This is a genomic window from Mesorhizobium sp. 113-1-2, from assembly GCF_016756475.1.
In the GTDB taxonomy this organism is placed as follows: Bacteria; Pseudomonadota; Alphaproteobacteria; order Rhizobiales; family Rhizobiaceae; genus Mesorhizobium; species Mesorhizobium loti_C.
In genome coordinates this window covers 5,810,007-5,824,354 of sequence record NZ_AP023242.1, presented here as the reverse complement: position 1 = coordinate 5,824,354, position 14,348 = coordinate 5,810,007, and the positions used below count along the sequence as shown (strand labels likewise).

General features: G+C 62.3%; 13 protein-coding genes. 6 read left to right on the top strand and 7 right to left on the bottom strand.

Going from position 1 to position 14,348, the window contains the following annotated elements:
• The first annotated feature begins 50 nt into the window (after positions 1-50).
• Positions 51-2,057 (top strand): glycogen debranching protein GlgX, encoded by a 2,007-nt coding sequence (gene glgX / locus JN279_RS28485; protein ID WP_202350826.1) that lies wholly within the window; start codon positions 51-53, stop codon positions 2,055-2,057.
• Between the two features lie 42 nt (positions 2,058-2,099).
• A complete protein-coding gene (gene bglA, locus JN279_RS28480) occupies positions 2,100-3,731 on the top strand; it encodes a beta-galactosidase BglA (protein ID WP_202350825.1) in 1,632 nt (543 codons plus the stop codon).
• Positions 3,732-3,769: 38 nt separating this feature from the next.
• Here bglA and JN279_RS28475 read toward each other — a convergent pair whose 3' ends face one another.
• Positions 3,770-5,539, bottom strand: coding sequence for a TadG family pilus assembly protein (locus JN279_RS28475; RefSeq protein ID WP_202350824.1), 1,770 nt, complete (start codon positions 5,537-5,539; stop codon positions 3,770-3,772).
• Positions 5,540-5,986, bottom strand: coding sequence for a TadE/TadG family type IV pilus assembly protein (locus JN279_RS28470; RefSeq protein ID WP_096456137.1), 447 nt, complete (start codon positions 5,984-5,986; stop codon positions 5,540-5,542).
• A 283-nt stretch (positions 5,987-6,269) separates the two neighbouring features.
• Here JN279_RS28470 and JN279_RS28465 point away from each other — a divergent pair, with 283 nt between their 5' ends.
• The 4 genes from JN279_RS28465 (at position 6,270) to JN279_RS28450 (ending at position 11,701) form a co-directional block, all read left to right on the top strand.
• Positions 6,270-7,862, top strand: coding sequence for a peptide ABC transporter substrate-binding protein (locus tag JN279_RS28465; protein WP_096456139.1), 1,593 nt, complete (start codon positions 6,270-6,272; stop codon positions 7,860-7,862).
• A gap of 164 nt (positions 7,863-8,026) precedes the next feature.
• The gene (locus JN279_RS28460; protein WP_019857069.1) at positions 8,027-8,950 is read left to right on the top strand and encodes an ABC transporter permease subunit; all 924 of its coding nucleotides are present in this window, start codon (positions 8,027-8,029) and stop codon (positions 8,948-8,950) included.
• Positions 8,943-10,064: an ABC transporter permease gene (locus tag JN279_RS28455; protein WP_202350823.1), complete on the top strand. Its 1,122-nt coding sequence runs from the start codon at positions 8,943-8,945 to the stop codon at positions 10,062-10,064. The genes JN279_RS28460 and JN279_RS28455 overlap by 8 nt, the downstream gene beginning before the upstream one ends.
• Positions 10,065-10,081: 17 nt before the next feature.
• Positions 10,082-11,701 carry an ABC transporter ATP-binding protein gene (locus JN279_RS28450; RefSeq protein ID WP_202350822.1) on the top strand — a complete coding sequence of 540 codons (1,620 nt, stop codon included), beginning with the start codon at positions 10,082-10,084 and terminating at the stop codon, positions 11,699-11,701.
• A gap of 39 nt (positions 11,702-11,740) precedes the next feature.
• Here the strand turns inward: JN279_RS28450 and JN279_RS28445 are convergent, their stop codons facing one another.
• From JN279_RS28445 to JN279_RS28425, 5 genes are all read right to left on the bottom strand, one after another.
• Complete coding sequence (locus tag JN279_RS28445; protein ID WP_202350821.1) at positions 11,741-12,085, bottom strand: hypothetical protein; 345 nt, start codon at positions 12,083-12,085, stop codon at positions 11,741-11,743.
• A 317-nt stretch (positions 12,086-12,402) separates the two neighbouring features.
• Positions 12,403-12,831: a hypothetical protein gene (locus tag JN279_RS28440; RefSeq protein ID WP_202350820.1), complete on the bottom strand. Its 429-nt coding sequence runs from the start codon at positions 12,829-12,831 to the stop codon at positions 12,403-12,405.
• Positions 12,832-12,835: 4 nt separating this feature from the next.
• Positions 12,836-12,964 (bottom strand): hypothetical protein, encoded by a 129-nt coding sequence (locus tag JN279_RS38850; protein ID WP_342202917.1) that lies wholly within the window; start codon positions 12,962-12,964, stop codon positions 12,836-12,838.
• A gap of 581 nt (positions 12,965-13,545) precedes the next feature.
• On the bottom strand, positions 13,546-13,827 hold the full coding sequence (locus tag JN279_RS28430) for a hypothetical protein (protein WP_096456145.1): 282 nt from the start codon (positions 13,825-13,827) through the stop codon (positions 13,546-13,548).
• A gap of 123 nt (positions 13,828-13,950) precedes the next feature.
• The gene (locus JN279_RS28425; RefSeq protein WP_202350819.1) at positions 13,951-14,259 is read right to left on the bottom strand and encodes a hypothetical protein; all 309 of its coding nucleotides are present in this window, start codon (positions 14,257-14,259) and stop codon (positions 13,951-13,953) included.
• Positions 14,260-14,348 lie beyond the last annotated feature (89 nt).

The window sequence follows — 14,348 nt, the reverse complement described above, 5'->3', positions numbered from 1 at the left end:
AGGCCTCGGCTAATCTCCAACGTTTGCGCCGTGCTTCAGGGCCGGTACTCATGACCCAGCTCGGCGCCACCATCGCTCCCGAAGGCATCCGGTTCGCCGCCTGGTCCTCGTCGGCTCGTCGCCTTTGGGTCTCGATCTTCGACGAGCACGGAAACCGTGAACTCGACCGGCTGGAACTGAAACCGGAAGGCGAGGGGGTGTATGCGCTCTTCGTTTCCGGCCTTGCGGCGGGCACAAGGTATGGCATTCGTGCCGACGGCGACTATGCGCCTGAACGTGGCCTGTGGTTCGATCCGGATAAGCTGCTTACCGATCCCTACGCCATCGAGATCGACCGCCCCTATGCCTATCACTGGCGGCTCGCAGCGCGGCGCAATGAGGGTGCCGATACCGCGCTGCTGATGCCCAAGACTGTGGCGAAAGCCTTGCCCACTGTCCCTGTGCTGCCGCCGCTGTTCCGTCCGGGCGGCCTGGTCTACGAGCTGAATATCCGCGCCTTCAGCAAGCTGCATCCGGATGTGCCCGAAGCGCAGCGCGGCACCATCGCGGCGCTTGCCCACCCTGCCATCATCGCGCATCTGAAGCGCCTCGGCGTCTCCGCCGTAGAACTGATGCCGGTGACGGCGTCAATCGACGAACGGCATCTGCCGCCGCTCGGCCTGAGCAACGCCTGGGGCTACAACCCCGTCACCTTCATGGCGCTCGATCCGCGCCTCGCGCCGGGCGGCCTCGCCGAATTGCGCGATACGGTCGCGGCCCTACGCAAAGCCGGCATCGGCACCATTCTCGACCTCGTCTTCAACCACACGGGCGAGAGTGATCGGCTGGGCCCGACGCTGTCGCTGCGCGGGCTCGACGCCCAGGCCTACTATCGGCACCAGCCGGACGGCCGGCTGGCCAACGACACCGGCACCGGCAACACCGTTGCCTGCGATCATCCGGTGGTGCACGAGATGGTGCTCGACACGCTCCGCCACTTCGTCCGCCACGCCGGCGTCGACGGCTTCCGCTTCGATCTGGCGCCGGTGCTGGGCCGCGTTGACGGCAGGTTTGATCCCGCGGCGCCCTTGCTCGCGGCGATCGCCGGCGATCCCGTCCTTGCAGATCGCGTCTTGGTCGCCGAACCCTGGGACATCGGTCCCGACGGTTATCAGCTCGGCAATTTCCGGCCACAATACCTCGAATGGAACGATCGCTACCGTGACGATGTCAGGCGCTTCTGGCGCGGCGATGCCGGCGCGGTCGGCGCGCTGGCGACGCGGCTCGCAGGGTCGTCCGATGTGTTCGGCAGGGATAGCCAACCTGCCAGCCGCACGGTCAATTTCATCGCCGCCCATGACGGCATGACGCTGGCCGACATCGTCGCCTATGAGCGCAAGCACAACGCGGCCAATGGCGAGCAGAACCGCGATGGCCACAATGAGAACCTGTCCTGGAACAATGGCGCCGAGGGCGAGACGGACAATGCGGCGATCACCAAGGCGCGCTTCGACGATCAATGCGCTCTGCTTGCCACGCTGTTCGCCTCGCGTGGCACCATTATGCTGACCGCCGGCGATGAATTCGGCCGCACCCAGCGGGGCAACAACAACGCCTACGCGCAGGACAATGCCATCACCTGGCTCGACTGGGCCGGACGAGACCAGGCGCTGGAGCGCTACGCATCGGCGCTCGGCATGCTTCGCCGCACCATTCCGGCCTTGGCCGACACGCATTTCCTCACGGGAGAACCGGCCGATGGCATCCCCGACGTCGCCTGGTTGGCCGAGACCGGCATGCCGCTTGCCGAGGCGGACTGGAACGACCCCGCCCGACATCGCCTCGTCATGCTATTGGGCGATGCTGGCGGCGGCCGCCTTGCCGTCATCATCAACGGCGATCGTCGCCAATGCGTCTTCACCTTGCCGGAGCGGGAAGGCTTCCGATGGCAGCCGGCGATCGAGACGCAGGCGATCGATCTTGCGCGGCCGCTGCCGGGTCGCAGCGTCCATTTCATGGCAGAGCATCGGACCGAAAAGTGGCAACCGGTTTTCGGGCAATCCGATGCGAAAAAATAGTTCGCGCCAGGCCGCAAAAGGCTGCGCCAGGAAGGGTTCGTGATGGCCGACGACAATGCGGGGCGGGGGGCCGAATGGTGGCGCGGCTGCGTCATTTATCAGGTCTATCCCCGTTCCTTCCAGGACACGACCGGCGACGGCAGCGGCGATCTCAGAGGTATCACCACGCGGCTTGCCCATATCGCCTCGCTTGGCGTCGATGCCGTCTGGCTGTCGCCCTTCTTCAAGTCGCCGATGGCCGATATGGGCTATGACGTCTCAGACTATCGCGACGTCGATCCGATGTTCGGTTCGCTGGAGGAATTCGACGCTTTGGTCGCCGAAGCGCACCGGCTCGGACTGAAGGTCGTCATCGACCAGGTCTTGTCGCACTCATCCGACAAGCATGAATGGTTCATCGAAAGCCGTGCCAGCCGCGACAATCCCAAGGCTGACTGGTACGTCTGGGCCGATACCAAGCCCGACGGCAACGCGCCCAACAACTGGCTGTCCGTCTTCGGTGGGCCGGCCTGGGAGTGGGATTCGACCCGCCGGCAATATTACATGCACAATTTCCTCGCCTCGCAGCCCGACCTGAATTTTCACAATCCGGAAGTCCAGGATGCGCTGCTCGACACGGTGCGCTTCTGGCTTGAGCGTGGCGTCGACGGTTTCCGGCTCGACACGGTCAACTACTATGTCCACGACCGCTGGCTGCGCAGCAATCCGCCTCTGGCATCGAGCGTCGCCGGCACCAATGGCGAGACCAACACCTACCTCTACCAGGAGCATCTGTTCGACAAGACGCAGCCGGAAAACCTGGCCTTCCTCAGGCGCTTTCGCGCGCTGCTCGACGAGTATCAGGACCGCGCCGCCGTCGGTGAAATTGGTGATGAGGGGCGCTCGCTGCAGACGCTGGCCGCCTACACCTCAGGCGGCGACAAGCTGCAGATGTGCTACACCTTCGATCTACTCGGTTCGCAGTTTTCGGCGGCGCATGTGCGCGGCTGCGTCGAAGCCTTCGAGCATGCGGTCGCCGACGGCTGGGTCTGCTGGGCGTTTTCCAATCACGACGTGGTGCGCCATGTCAGCCGCTGGACAGGGCCTGACGGCGATGCCGACGCGGTGGCCAGATTCTCGATCATGTTGCTCGCCTGCCTGCGCGGCTCGATCTGCCTCTATCAGGGCGAGGAGCTTGGCCTGGAGGAGGCGGAGCTTGCCTATGAGGATCTGCGCGACCCCGTCGGCATCCGCTTCTGGCCAGGGGTGAAGGGCAGGGATGGCTGCCGCACGCCGATGGTCTGGGAGGCCGGCGCCGACAATGCGGGTTTCTCAACGGGCAAGCCCTGGCTGCCGGTCCCGGCCAGCCATCGCGCCCGCGCCGCCGATGTGCAGAACGACAACGAGCAATCGGTGCTGTCCGCCTACCGCTCCACGCTCGCCTTGCGCAGGCGCCATCCAGCGCTGGTCGGCGGTTCGATCCGCTTTCTCGACGCCGAGGGCGACGTGCTCGCCTTCATCCGCGAAGGCGACGGGCAGAGGCTGCTCTGTGTCTTCAATTTCGCTGGGGAGCCGGCGGATTGGCCCTTGCCGCTGGACATCGGCGCTGTCGCACCTTTGGATGGCACCGCTGCTGTTGGGGATGAAGCGCTTTTGCTGCCGGCTCTCGGTTGCTTCCTTGGTCGGCTCGACTGATGGCGGATCGGCCAGGCGATCCGCCTGGCCACAAATGCCTACTGTACAAGCACCGCCCGTCCGCAGGTCGCCCCGGTGACACGCACATCGGCCTGGCCAACACCGACACCCAGGGCCGACAGCACATTGTAGAGCAAGTCGTCGACGGGCGCCGTTACACCGTTGAGCAGCGTCACCACCGCCGGCTTGACCGTTCCGAGCAGGGCGGTGAGATCGATGCCGAGACCAAGCACATTGGCCGAAAGCGACAGGTTGTTGACCAGCGACGTGGTCAGCGACTGCGAGATGTTGCGCGTCGAAACGGTCTTCACCGTCTTGTTGGCGATGTCAGTCGCATTGAAGGTCAGGGTTTGCGGGCTGTTGTTGGTGATCGCGGTCGCGGCGGAGCCCATCACCTGGATCAAGGGAATGTTGATCAGCAGCAGATGGAGGCTCACATCGGCGATCTCGGCGTCGGTGAAGGTCTGCGGCTGGCTGAAATCGGCGAAGCCGGAGGGATTGTTGCTGTTGGCCAGGTTCAACTGGGCAATGCCGGGGTGTGCGGCGATGGAAACGCTGATGCTGGAGGGGCCGGTCGGACAGGAGATGTCGGTCAGCTTGGCCTCGGCGTAGGCGACTTCCACATTGAGCGGCAGATTGACGGCCAGCAGGCTGATGCCGCCGCCGAGACCTGGTGTGCCGACACCGACGGAGGCCGTTAGTTTGATGCGCGTCTGGGCTGTCCGCACGGTAGTGCCTATGCCATCGATCGCCAGCCAGGGTGAGGATTGCGCTGGCTCGCCAATGGCGATGTTGAGCTGGGTGTTGAGCAGCCCCGGGATGGTGGCGCCGAGATTGACCGCGGCCTGGTTGGTGCCGTTCGCCAGCACGGCGGCGGCGGTCAGCATCCCCATGGCGCTTGCGTCGACACCGAGGCCGGACGGCTGTTGACCGAGGCCCACGCTGCCGACGGACCCGAGGTCGATAAGGCTGCTGAGCGGGATCTTGACCGTGCTGGTCGACTTGGAGGCGATGGTCTGCAGGGCGACCTTGGCCGTATTGCCGAGGCCGGGAACATTGGCCATGGCCGTGGCGATCTGGCCGACTGTCGCCTTCGAGGCCAGCACGTCCGAATAGGTGCCGGCCGTGATGTTCAGCTGTGTGGCGAGCGCACTGACGAAGGAAAGCACGCTGACATCGGCGGAGATCAGCCCGTTATAGTCCATGACGCTGAGCGAGATGTTGCCGCCAAGAAGTCCGCTCAGCAAAGCGTTGAGGATGCCGCCATTGACGCTGAGCAGTCTCGATCCGACCGAGAAAGTCGCCTGCGGCGTCATGCTGGCCGTGGCTTGGGTGCCGATGACCGGAGTGGGGATGAGCGAGCTCGCGAAATAGCGGGCTGGGATTTTCGTCAGCGTGACACGCACCGCATTGTACGGTGTTACGCCCGCCTGGAAGCGCTGGGTGACATTGGTGGTCGACGAGGCGTATCGGCCTTTCGTCACCGTTACCACCGTCTTCCCGACAGCCGGGGCAATGGTCTGGCCCGAAGCCTGAACGACGACGCCCGGCATGCCGTTGTCGGTGAGCGTGGTGACGACCGCCGTGTTGACATTGTTGATGTTCGAGGCGGCGGTAATCGCTGCCAGATCGACCATCGCCTGGGCTTGCCGGCGCTCGGTGTAGATTGAGGCCTCATCGATGGCCACCGCGGCCAACGCCAGCGCGACCGGCGCGCTCAGGGCGGTCATGACGGCGAAGTTCGCCTTCTTGTCGACCAGCAGACGCTGGGCGATCCGGCCGATCTTGGTGCGCGCGCGCAGCAACATTCAGATACCTCCGACCCTGATCGTCGACTGGCGCGTGATCGTGGTCCCCGGCATGGCTATGCCCGGGAACAGATTCCAGATCGGCAGGTTGCGCGCATCGTATGAGATCGACACCACGAACTGGCTGCCATCGGCCACGCTGTCATTGGCCTGGTAGGTCAGTTTGCTGGCGTCCACGAACGGGTAGCCACCGGCATTGTTGGTAAGGTAGCTGGCCACCAGCGTCTGCCGCTCGGTCTGGTTCAACCCGGCGATGGCCGTCCGCGCGGCATCCGCCGCGATCTGCTGGATCGAGTTGGCAGCGCCAAAATAAATGCCGTACGCAACCATTCCGAGTAGAAGAAGGATAAAAAGTGGCGATAGCAGAGCGAATTCGACCGCCGAAGTTCCCGAATTATCTGTTCGGAACGCGCGCCTTCGGACCCTGGAAATGAGGTTCTGAACCATGCTGCCAGCATGCCAAATTTCGCATGCAGAAAGCGAAAACTCCAGGCACAACCGGGGGATGTGTGCGATTGAAAATGATGCTCTAATTTAGCCGTTGCTTCTTCGATTCTGAGGATTGACTTAGGGTCAATCAGTACTCGGTTGAAAAGAGCTTACCTCCTGTCTAGTCTCCTGCCACCAGCTGCCGGAGGGAACCGGCGGCGCGCTCAAAGGAACCAGGCATCGGTTCCGGGGCGTCAACACGAAAAGGCGCGCCAACGGCTGCGCCGACAGGGAGAACTTCATGCTGAAAAACATGCTGAAGGCGACGGTATTCGCCACCACCATGGCGGTAGCCGCCGGCGCATTCTACACGCCGGCTTTCGCCGAGAGCGTCTACAACAGGGGCACCGCCGCCGAATCGGAATCGGTCGACCCGCACAAGACCTCGACGGTCTATGAAGCCAATGTGCTGCGCGACCTGTTCCAGGGCCTGGTCATGCAGGACGAGAAGGCCAACCTCATTCCGGGCGCCGCCGAAAGCTGGACGGTATCGGATGACGGCACCGTCTACACCTTCAAGCTGCGCAAGGACGGCATGTGGTCGGACGGCAGCCCGGTGACGGCGGACGACTTCGTCTACGCCTTCCACCGGCTGGAAGACCCGGCGACCGGCGCCGAATACGCCTCGATGCTGTATCCGGTGAAGGGTGCGGAGGATTTCAACACCAAGAAGGGCAAGCCCGAGGACATGGGTGTCAAGGCGATCGACGCCAACACCCTGGAAGTGACGCTCAAGGCGCCGACGCCTTACTTCCTGGAGATGCTCACCCATCAGGCTACCTACCCGGTCAGCAAGGCCTCGATCGAAAAGCTCGGCGCCGACTGGATCAAGCCCGGCAATCTCGTCTCGAACGGCGCCTATACGCTGGCCGAATGGGTTCCCAACGACCACATGAAACTGGTCAAGAATCCGAAATTCTGGGACGCTGCCACCGTCAAGTTCGACGTGGTCAACTACATCCCGACCGAAGACCGCTCCTCGGCGATGAAGCGCTTCGAGGCCGGCGAACTCGACAGCTATGACGATCTGCCGACCGAACAGCTCGCCGACCTCAAGACCAAGTTCGGCGCCCAGATCCATGTCGGCCCGTACCTCGGCACCTACTACTACGCGATCAAGACCGACAAAGCGCCGTGGAACAATCCCGAACTGCGCACCGCCATCTCGATGGCCATCGACCGCGACTTCATCGCCGAAAAGGTCTGGCAGAACTCGATGCTGCCCGGCTATTCGATGGTGCCTCCCGGCATCGAGGGCTACACGCCGGCAATGGCCAAATACGCCGACATGCCGCAGATCGACCGCGAGGACGCGGCCAAGAAGATCCTCGAGAAACTCGGCTATACACCCGAGCATCCGCTGAAGATGGAAATCCGCTACAACACCTCGGAGAACCACAAGAACACCGCGGTGGCCATCCAGGAACAGCTGAAGCCGCTCGGCGTCGACGTCACACTGCTCAACACCGACACCAAGACCCACTATTCCTTCCTCGAGCAGAAGGGCGACTACGACGTGGCACGTGCCGCTTGGATCGCCGACTACAAGGACCCGGAAACCTTCCTCGGCATCTCGCGCAAGGCGAGCGGCAACAACTACTCGAACTACAACAGCCCGGCCTATGAAGCGGCCATGGACAAGGCGGCGGCCGCCGGCGGCAAGCCCGAAGAGCGCATGAAGGAGCTCTCCGAGGCCGAGCGCATCCTGATCGACGATGTCGGCCAGATTCCGCTTCTCTACTACAGCTACCACGATATCGTGTCCTCGAAGCTGCATGGCTTCGTCGACAATGTGATGGATGTCCATCCGTCGCGCTTCGTCAGCAAGGACTGATCCCTGGCCAAGCCGCCGCGCCCTGAGAGGCGCGGCGGTGCTGGTTTGCCATCGCATCGGCCCGGGACGCGGAATCGTTTTTCGGAAAATCCGGTGCGAAGATTTGAAGGCTGGAGCATAATCATCCAACTGGATGGGCGTGTTCCGGATCAAGCGGGGCACCGATGCTGCGATATGTATTCCGGCGGCTTTTGACCGCCATACCGACGCTGTTCGTCATCGTGACGATGGCGTTCTTCCTGATGCGCGTCGCGCCAGGCGGCCCCTTCAACCAGGAGCGAGGGCTGAGCCCCGAGATCAAGGCCAACCTTGAAGCCCAGTTCGGCCTCAACGATCCGCTCTGGCTGCAATATGTCCACTATCTCGGCAATCTGTTGCGCGGCAATTTCGGCCCGAGCTACAACATGCCGGACTTCACCGTCACCGAACTGTTCGCCAAGGGCCTGCCCATTTCCGTCCAGCTCGGTGCCTCGGCGCTGATCCTGGCGCTGCTGCTGGGTTCCGTGCTCGGCACCATTGCCGCGCTCAACCAGAACAAGCTTGGCGACTATACGGTGATCGCGCTGGCCACCGCCGGCAGCACCATCCCGACCTTCGTCATCGCGCCGGTGATCCAGCTGCTGTTCGGACTGACCTGGAAGCTCCTGCCGATCGGCGGCTGGGGCGACGGCGCCTTCATCAACAAGGTCGGACCGGTGCTGACGCTCGCCCTGCCGCAGATCGCCATCGTTGCCCGCCTGATGCGTGGGTCGATGATCGAATCGCTGCGCTCCCATCACATCCGCACGGCGCGCGCGCTCGGCCTTTCCGACTGGTCGGTGGTGGTCAAGCATGCGCTGCGTGGCGCCATCCTGCCGATCGTCTCGTTCACCGGCCCGGCGGCGGCGGCGCTTTTGACCGGGTCGGTCATCGTCGAGACGATCTTCTCCATTCCCGGCGTCGGCCGGTATTTCGTCGATGCCGCGCTCAACCGCGATTATACGCTGGTGATGGGGACTGTGGTGGTGATCGCCATCTTCACCATCGTCTTCAACCTGATCGTCGACGTCATGTACGCGGTCGTCGACCCGAGGGTGCGCTATGACTGACATCGCAGCCACGGCTCCCGCCATCGTTGGTCGTTCGCTCTGGGGCGATGCTTGGGCGCGCCTAAAGGCCAACCGCGCCGCCATGTTCAGCCTCTACTATCTCGCCTTTATATCAGTCATCAGCGTGTTCGGGCCCTGGTTCGTGCCGCACCAGTACACGACCATCTATGCCGACTATGTGCGCATGCCGCCAAGCCTGTCGGCCTATCCCAAGCCCGACATGATCGAAACGGCGCTCACCGAAGCGATCAAGCGAATGCGGGTCGACATCAAGGAGTGGCATCAGGAGGGCAGTCAGGTCTTCGTCACCGTCAAGTCGACCAAGCCGATCGATGACCGCAACATCCGCTACCTCGACCGGTCCGATGCCTTTGACGACACCAAGATCGAGAACAAATCGCCCGACGGTCTGGAAGTGACTATGAGCGCGTCGGTCAAGCAGCAATATTTCCTGTTCGGCACCGACAACACCGGCCGCGATCTTCTCTCACGCACGCTCATGGCCGGGCGCATCTCGCTGGCCATCGGCTTGCTTGCCGGCGTCGTGGCGGTGGTGATTGGCGTGATCTATGGTGCTGCCGCCGGCTTTTCCGGCGGCAAGATCGACGAGGTGATGATGCGCATCGTCGATGTGCTCTATTCCTTGCCGTTCATCTTCTTCGTCATCATGCTGGTGGTGTTCTTCGGCCGCAACTTCGTGCTGATGTTCCTGGCCGTGGGTGCGGTGCTGTGGCTCGACATGGCGCGCATCGTGCGCGGGCAGGCGCTGTCGATCCGCCGCCAGGAATATGTCCAGGCGGCGGAAGCCATGGGTGTCGGCCAGCGCGGTATCCTGCTGCGCCACGTCATCCCCAATCTGCTCGGCCCGGTGGTGATCTACATGACGCTGCTGGTACCGCAGGTCATCATCCTGGAGAGTTTCCTGTCATTCCTCGGCCTCGGCGTGCAGGAGCCGATGACCAGCTGGGGCGTGCTGATTTCGGTCGGCGCCAAGAACATCGGCACCGCCAACTGGCTGCTTCTGTTCCCCGCCTTCTTCCTCGTCTCGACGCTGTTCGCGCTCAATTTCGTCGGCGACGGCCTGCGCGACGCACTTGACCCAAGGGATCGATAAAGATGGGGATCGCTGACATGGCCACTCCCGAAACGATCCTCAGCGTCAAGGACCTGCGCGTCCGCTTCCGCACGCTCGACGGCGCCGTGGAAGCGGTGAAGGGCATCAACATCCACGTCAATGCGGGCGAGACCGTTGCCGTGGTCGGCGAGTCCGGCTCCGGCAAGAGCCAGACGATGATGGCGGCGATGAGCCTGCTGGCCTCGAACGGTGAGGCGACGGGCCATGTCGACTATCGCGGCCGCAACCTTCTGACGCTGAGCAAATCCGACCTGAACAAGGTCCGCGGCGCCAAGATCAGCATGATCTTCCAGGAGCCGATGACCTCGCTCGATCCGCTCTATTCGATCGGCAACCAGCTGATCGAACCGATCCGCCGGCATCGCGGACTGAATGCCGCCGAGGCACGCGAGGAGGCGCTCAAGCTCTTGCGGCTCGTGCATATTCCCGATCCTGAGCGGCGGATGAAATCCTATCCGCACGAAATGTCGGGTGGCCAGCGCCAGCGCGTGATGATCGCCATGGCGCTCGCCAACGATCCCGACATACTGATCGCCGACGAACCGACGACGGCACTCGACGTCACCATCCAGGCGCAGATCCTGATGCTGCTGGCCGAACTGCAGCGCAAGCTCGGCATGGCGATTGTTTTCATCACCCATGATCTCGGCATCGTCCGGCGCTTCGCCGACCGGGTCTATGTCATGCGCCAGGGCGAGGTCGTCGAGGAGGGGGAGGCGGAAGCCATCTTCGTCAACCCGCAGCACGCCTACACCAAGATGCTGCTGGCGGCCGAGCCGACAGGCACCAAGGCGCCGCCGCCGGCCAATGCGCCCGTGGTGCTCGAAGGCCGGAATGTCGAAGTCACATTCAAGATTGGCGGGGGCTTCCTTGCCGGCGAGCCGCTGATGCTGCGTGCTGTCGATGACATTTCGATCCGGCTGCAGCGCAACCAGACCATCGGCATTGTCGGCGAATCCGGCTCGGGCAAATCCACGCTCGGCCGCGCTCTGCTGCGGCTGCTGCCCAGCGATGGCTTGATTCGTTTCGGCGATCGCGACATTTCCACCGCCGACCGGCAGCAGATGCGGCCGCTGCGGCGCCAGATGCAGCTTGTCTTCCAGGATCCGTTCGGCTCGTTGTCGCCACGCATGACCGTCGGCCAGGTCATCACCGAAGGGCTGCTGGTACATGAGCCCAATCTTTCGGGCAAGCAGCGTGACCAGCGCGCGGTCGAGGCCTTGCTCGAGGTCGGCCTCGATCCCAACGCCCGCAACCGTTACCCGCATGAATTCTCCGGTGGCCAGCGGCAACGCATCGCCATTGCCCGCGCCATGATCCTGAAGCCCAAAATGGTGGTGCTGGACGAGCCGACCTCGGCGCTCGACCGTTCGGTGCAGAAACAGATCGTCGAACTGCTGCGCAAGCTGCAGGCCGACCATGAACTGTCCTACCTCTTCATCAGTCACGACCTGTCGGTCGTGCGCGCCATGGCCGACTACATCATCGTCATGAAGCAGGGCAAGATCGTCGAACAGGGGCCGACCGAGGCGATCTTCAGCAATCCGCAGCACGTTTACACGCAGACGCTGATGGCCGCAGCGATCGATGTGACGCGGTTCCGGTTGAGCGCCTGAGACGTCATATCAGGTAAGGCAATCATCGTGACTGTTCGCTTAGCCCGCTGACCTCGGGCACCTGCGCGCTCGCGCAGCGGCAATGGCATCCTGCTGCTGTTTCAGCCGCTCGATCCTGGCTGTTTCGCGGTTGGCCACCGCGGTTTTCACACGCGAGCCACCAAGCAGCCACCGCGGAACACTGGTGTTGGCGACCTTGCCGCGCGTGATCGCGGTTTGCGAGATTTCGCCGGCGTTTTGACCCAGCGCGCTGTTGAGCTCGGTACAGCTCATGCTGTCGTACTTCGCCGGATCGGCCGTCCTGCCGATCGACGAGCAGCCGGCAACCAGAAACAGCGCTATGACAAGAGCGGGTGCCGAGGCTGTCGTTGAAATCAAATTCATGTCCACATCCGGCTCGCCAGTTTCACCGGCTTCATCATATCCACCGAACCATCTGGAGCCGACGATTATTTCGTCAACGATGCGCTCGCGACGGAACCTGTGGCCGCCTGAACACAAGGTTTCCAGCCGATACGGGAACGTTCTCGGCCACTCGAAGTTGGTATCCGTCGAGTGTCTAAATTCAATCACTGGAAACGGAGAGAGTCGTCTCGGTTGATGCCGGGGCGGCTTTTCGTCACCTAGGGGCGCACTTTCGGCGGCCTAAATTGGTTGTGGCAACCCGCCTCGTCCTGCGCCTTTCATCCAGTCTCGAATTCTCATGCTGCTTCGGCGATGAATGCGGTGGGAGTGCAACCGCCGAGTACTGCTTGGACGATGTCGGTTGCATTTTCATCAACATGCGCCGTCACCAAGACGATCCCGTCGGCAACGCTCCGATCATCTGGCGTTGCCGGAGTGGTGATGAATGCGCCGAGCAACCCGCCGGCACAGACCGCACAAACCAGTGCTGTTGCCGGTAGTCCTGCCGGAATAGGACTGACGCCGCAAACGGCCATGGCGCTCAGGCAGGCCAATGCCGCACCGACCGTACCAAGGACGACACTCGGGGACCTCAGAACTGTGACTTCGTCCCGGTAGGGCCCGATAATGGCAATCTGAACGCGAGGAACACCGACCGCCACCAACTCTCCAGCAACCCGGGCTGCTTCAGCATGGGAATCAAAAAGCTTGCTGATTGTCCGCATGGTCTCAGGGCGTTTTCTTGTCGAGCAACGTGTCGGTAACGAAGGACGCGGCGATTAAATCGTCATGGTCAATGCTGCCCCGTCCGTCCTCCATCATGGCCGCGACCCTTTGGAAGGTCTTCATTTCGCTCATGGTAATTCTGGCATGCTGCATTCTGGTCCTAAGGTCCGCTACGCGCGTTCCCAAGGCATCGGATCTTATGGCCTCAATGTTAGACATGGTGACGTTCATCCACTTCCGCTCATGTAATTATCTTCGGGTCCAGCAATCGAACAGGGCCGCAGCACAAACGTTCCCGGGCTGGCCTTCGGTCTAGTGGATCCCAGACTTTAGTCTGGCCGCAAAATGCAATGGTCTTACCTATGGTGCTGTTCGGAACGGCCACTGTTCGTAGCCGTTGTCCACCGCACGTCAGGAGGAAGTTGATGGACAAGAGTGTTGGCCAAGCGCGCTGGTTGCTCGCACTGATCTTCGCTGTGGCCATCACTTTCATGGCGATTGGAATGACCCATGGCTGACCATCGGAAAGATCGAGCACGAATGTTTTGCAGATCGGCGCAGCTACGTCCCTTCCTGCGCTGATAGGGTTCGCTCGCCGCGCCCGTGTGGCGAGCGAACCCTAAATATCAATAGGTCGTTGACGTGTGAGTGCGGGCCCACTCCAAAAAATCTTGGGCAGGCCCGGCTACAAAGAGCCGAGCCTTCGGCGTCGATCAATAGCCGTTGTTTTCGATCACCACGGAGCGATGGTGATGGTGCCTGGAGACGGCGCCCGTGACGATGACGGTATCCGGACGATGGTGCCGGCGGCCGTGATCGTAGAACGCGACGGTGCCGTGGTGACGGTGATGCAGACGCTGGCCGTCCTCGTTGATGATCTTGACGTTGCTGTGGTGACGATGGTGGGTCTTGATGATGACGTCGGTCTGTGCCGCCGAAGCGATAGCCGGCAATCCGACGGAAAGCGCCAAAGCGCATATGATCATTGATTTCATTGCAATTTCTCCACTATCTTGATTTGCCCTTCGCTGGATAACTGCCGCTGGCCTCTTTGGTTCCGGGCTGTCCCAGGACAGTCTCCGAGGCCTCCGGAAAGTCGAAGGACGGCTATGGCTTCGCTAAGGCTGAGAAGGGGCGGCCTCTCGCTGACGGTACTTGCAAAGAACGAAGTGGCTCGATGCATCGGTCGTGCCCGCATCGGGCAACACGACGATCTGTGCCCAGAAATCGCAATATCGGGCTATCGCTTCCGGCACCTCTTTGGTGCTCATGCCGGAGATAGTGGCGACATCGCCGTCTCTACAGTTGGTCTTTCCGGACAGCTGGGCTGACGCCGCCACGATTTCGCATGACCGCTCGTTGTCCGCGTGGGAGGGAGCGCAATGGCAGGCAAGCGCAAATGCTGCTGTGAGAACCAGTTTTTCCATGGCGGCTCCAGCCATCACCGGCAGTCCCTCAGGAGAGAGCATGCGCCATCGCTAATATAAAGGCAATTCAACAGGCCCTTTGCTCGATC

Excerpts from the sequence above, each read along its gene's own strand:
- JN279_RS28425 (WP_202350819.1), bottom strand. The coding sequence starts at position 14,259 with ATGGAAAAACTGGTTCTCACAGCAGCATTTGCGCTTGCCTGCCATTGC.
- JN279_RS28470 (WP_096456137.1), bottom strand. The coding sequence starts at position 5,986 with ATGGTTCAGAACCTCATTTCCAGGGTCCGAAGGCGCGCGTTCCGAACA.
- JN279_RS28465 (WP_096456139.1), top strand. The coding sequence starts at position 6,270 with ATGCTGAAAAACATGCTGAAGGCGACGGTATTCGCCACCACCATGGCG.
- JN279_RS28445 (WP_202350821.1), bottom strand. The coding sequence starts at position 12,085 with ATGAATTTGATTTCAACGACAGCCTCGGCACCCGCTCTTGTCATAGCG.
- JN279_RS28460 (WP_019857069.1), top strand. The coding sequence starts at position 8,027 with ATGCTGCGATATGTATTCCGGCGGCTTTTGACCGCCATACCGACGCTG.
- JN279_RS28450 (WP_202350822.1), top strand. The coding sequence starts at position 10,082 with ATGGCCACTCCCGAAACGATCCTCAGCGTCAAGGACCTGCGCGTCCGC.
- JN279_RS28440 (WP_202350820.1), bottom strand. The coding sequence starts at position 12,831 with ATGCGGACAATCAGCAAGCTTTTTGATTCCCATGCTGAAGCAGCCCGG.
- glgX (WP_202350826.1), top strand. The coding sequence starts at position 51 with ATGACCCAGCTCGGCGCCACCATCGCTCCCGAAGGCATCCGGTTCGCC.
- bglA (WP_202350825.1), top strand. The coding sequence starts at position 2,100 with ATGGCCGACGACAATGCGGGGCGGGGGGCCGAATGGTGGCGCGGCTGC.
- JN279_RS28455 (WP_202350823.1), top strand. The coding sequence starts at position 8,943 with ATGACTGACATCGCAGCCACGGCTCCCGCCATCGTTGGTCGTTCGCTC.
- JN279_RS28475 (WP_202350824.1), bottom strand. The coding sequence starts at position 5,539 with ATGTTGCTGCGCGCGCGCACCAAGATCGGCCGGATCGCCCAGCGTCTG.
- JN279_RS28430 (WP_096456145.1), bottom strand. The coding sequence starts at position 13,827 with ATGAAATCAATGATCATATGCGCTTTGGCGCTTTCCGTCGGATTGCCG.
- JN279_RS38850 (WP_342202917.1), bottom strand. The coding sequence starts at position 12,964 with ATGAGCGAAATGAAGACCTTCCAAAGGGTCGCGGCCATGATGGAGGAC.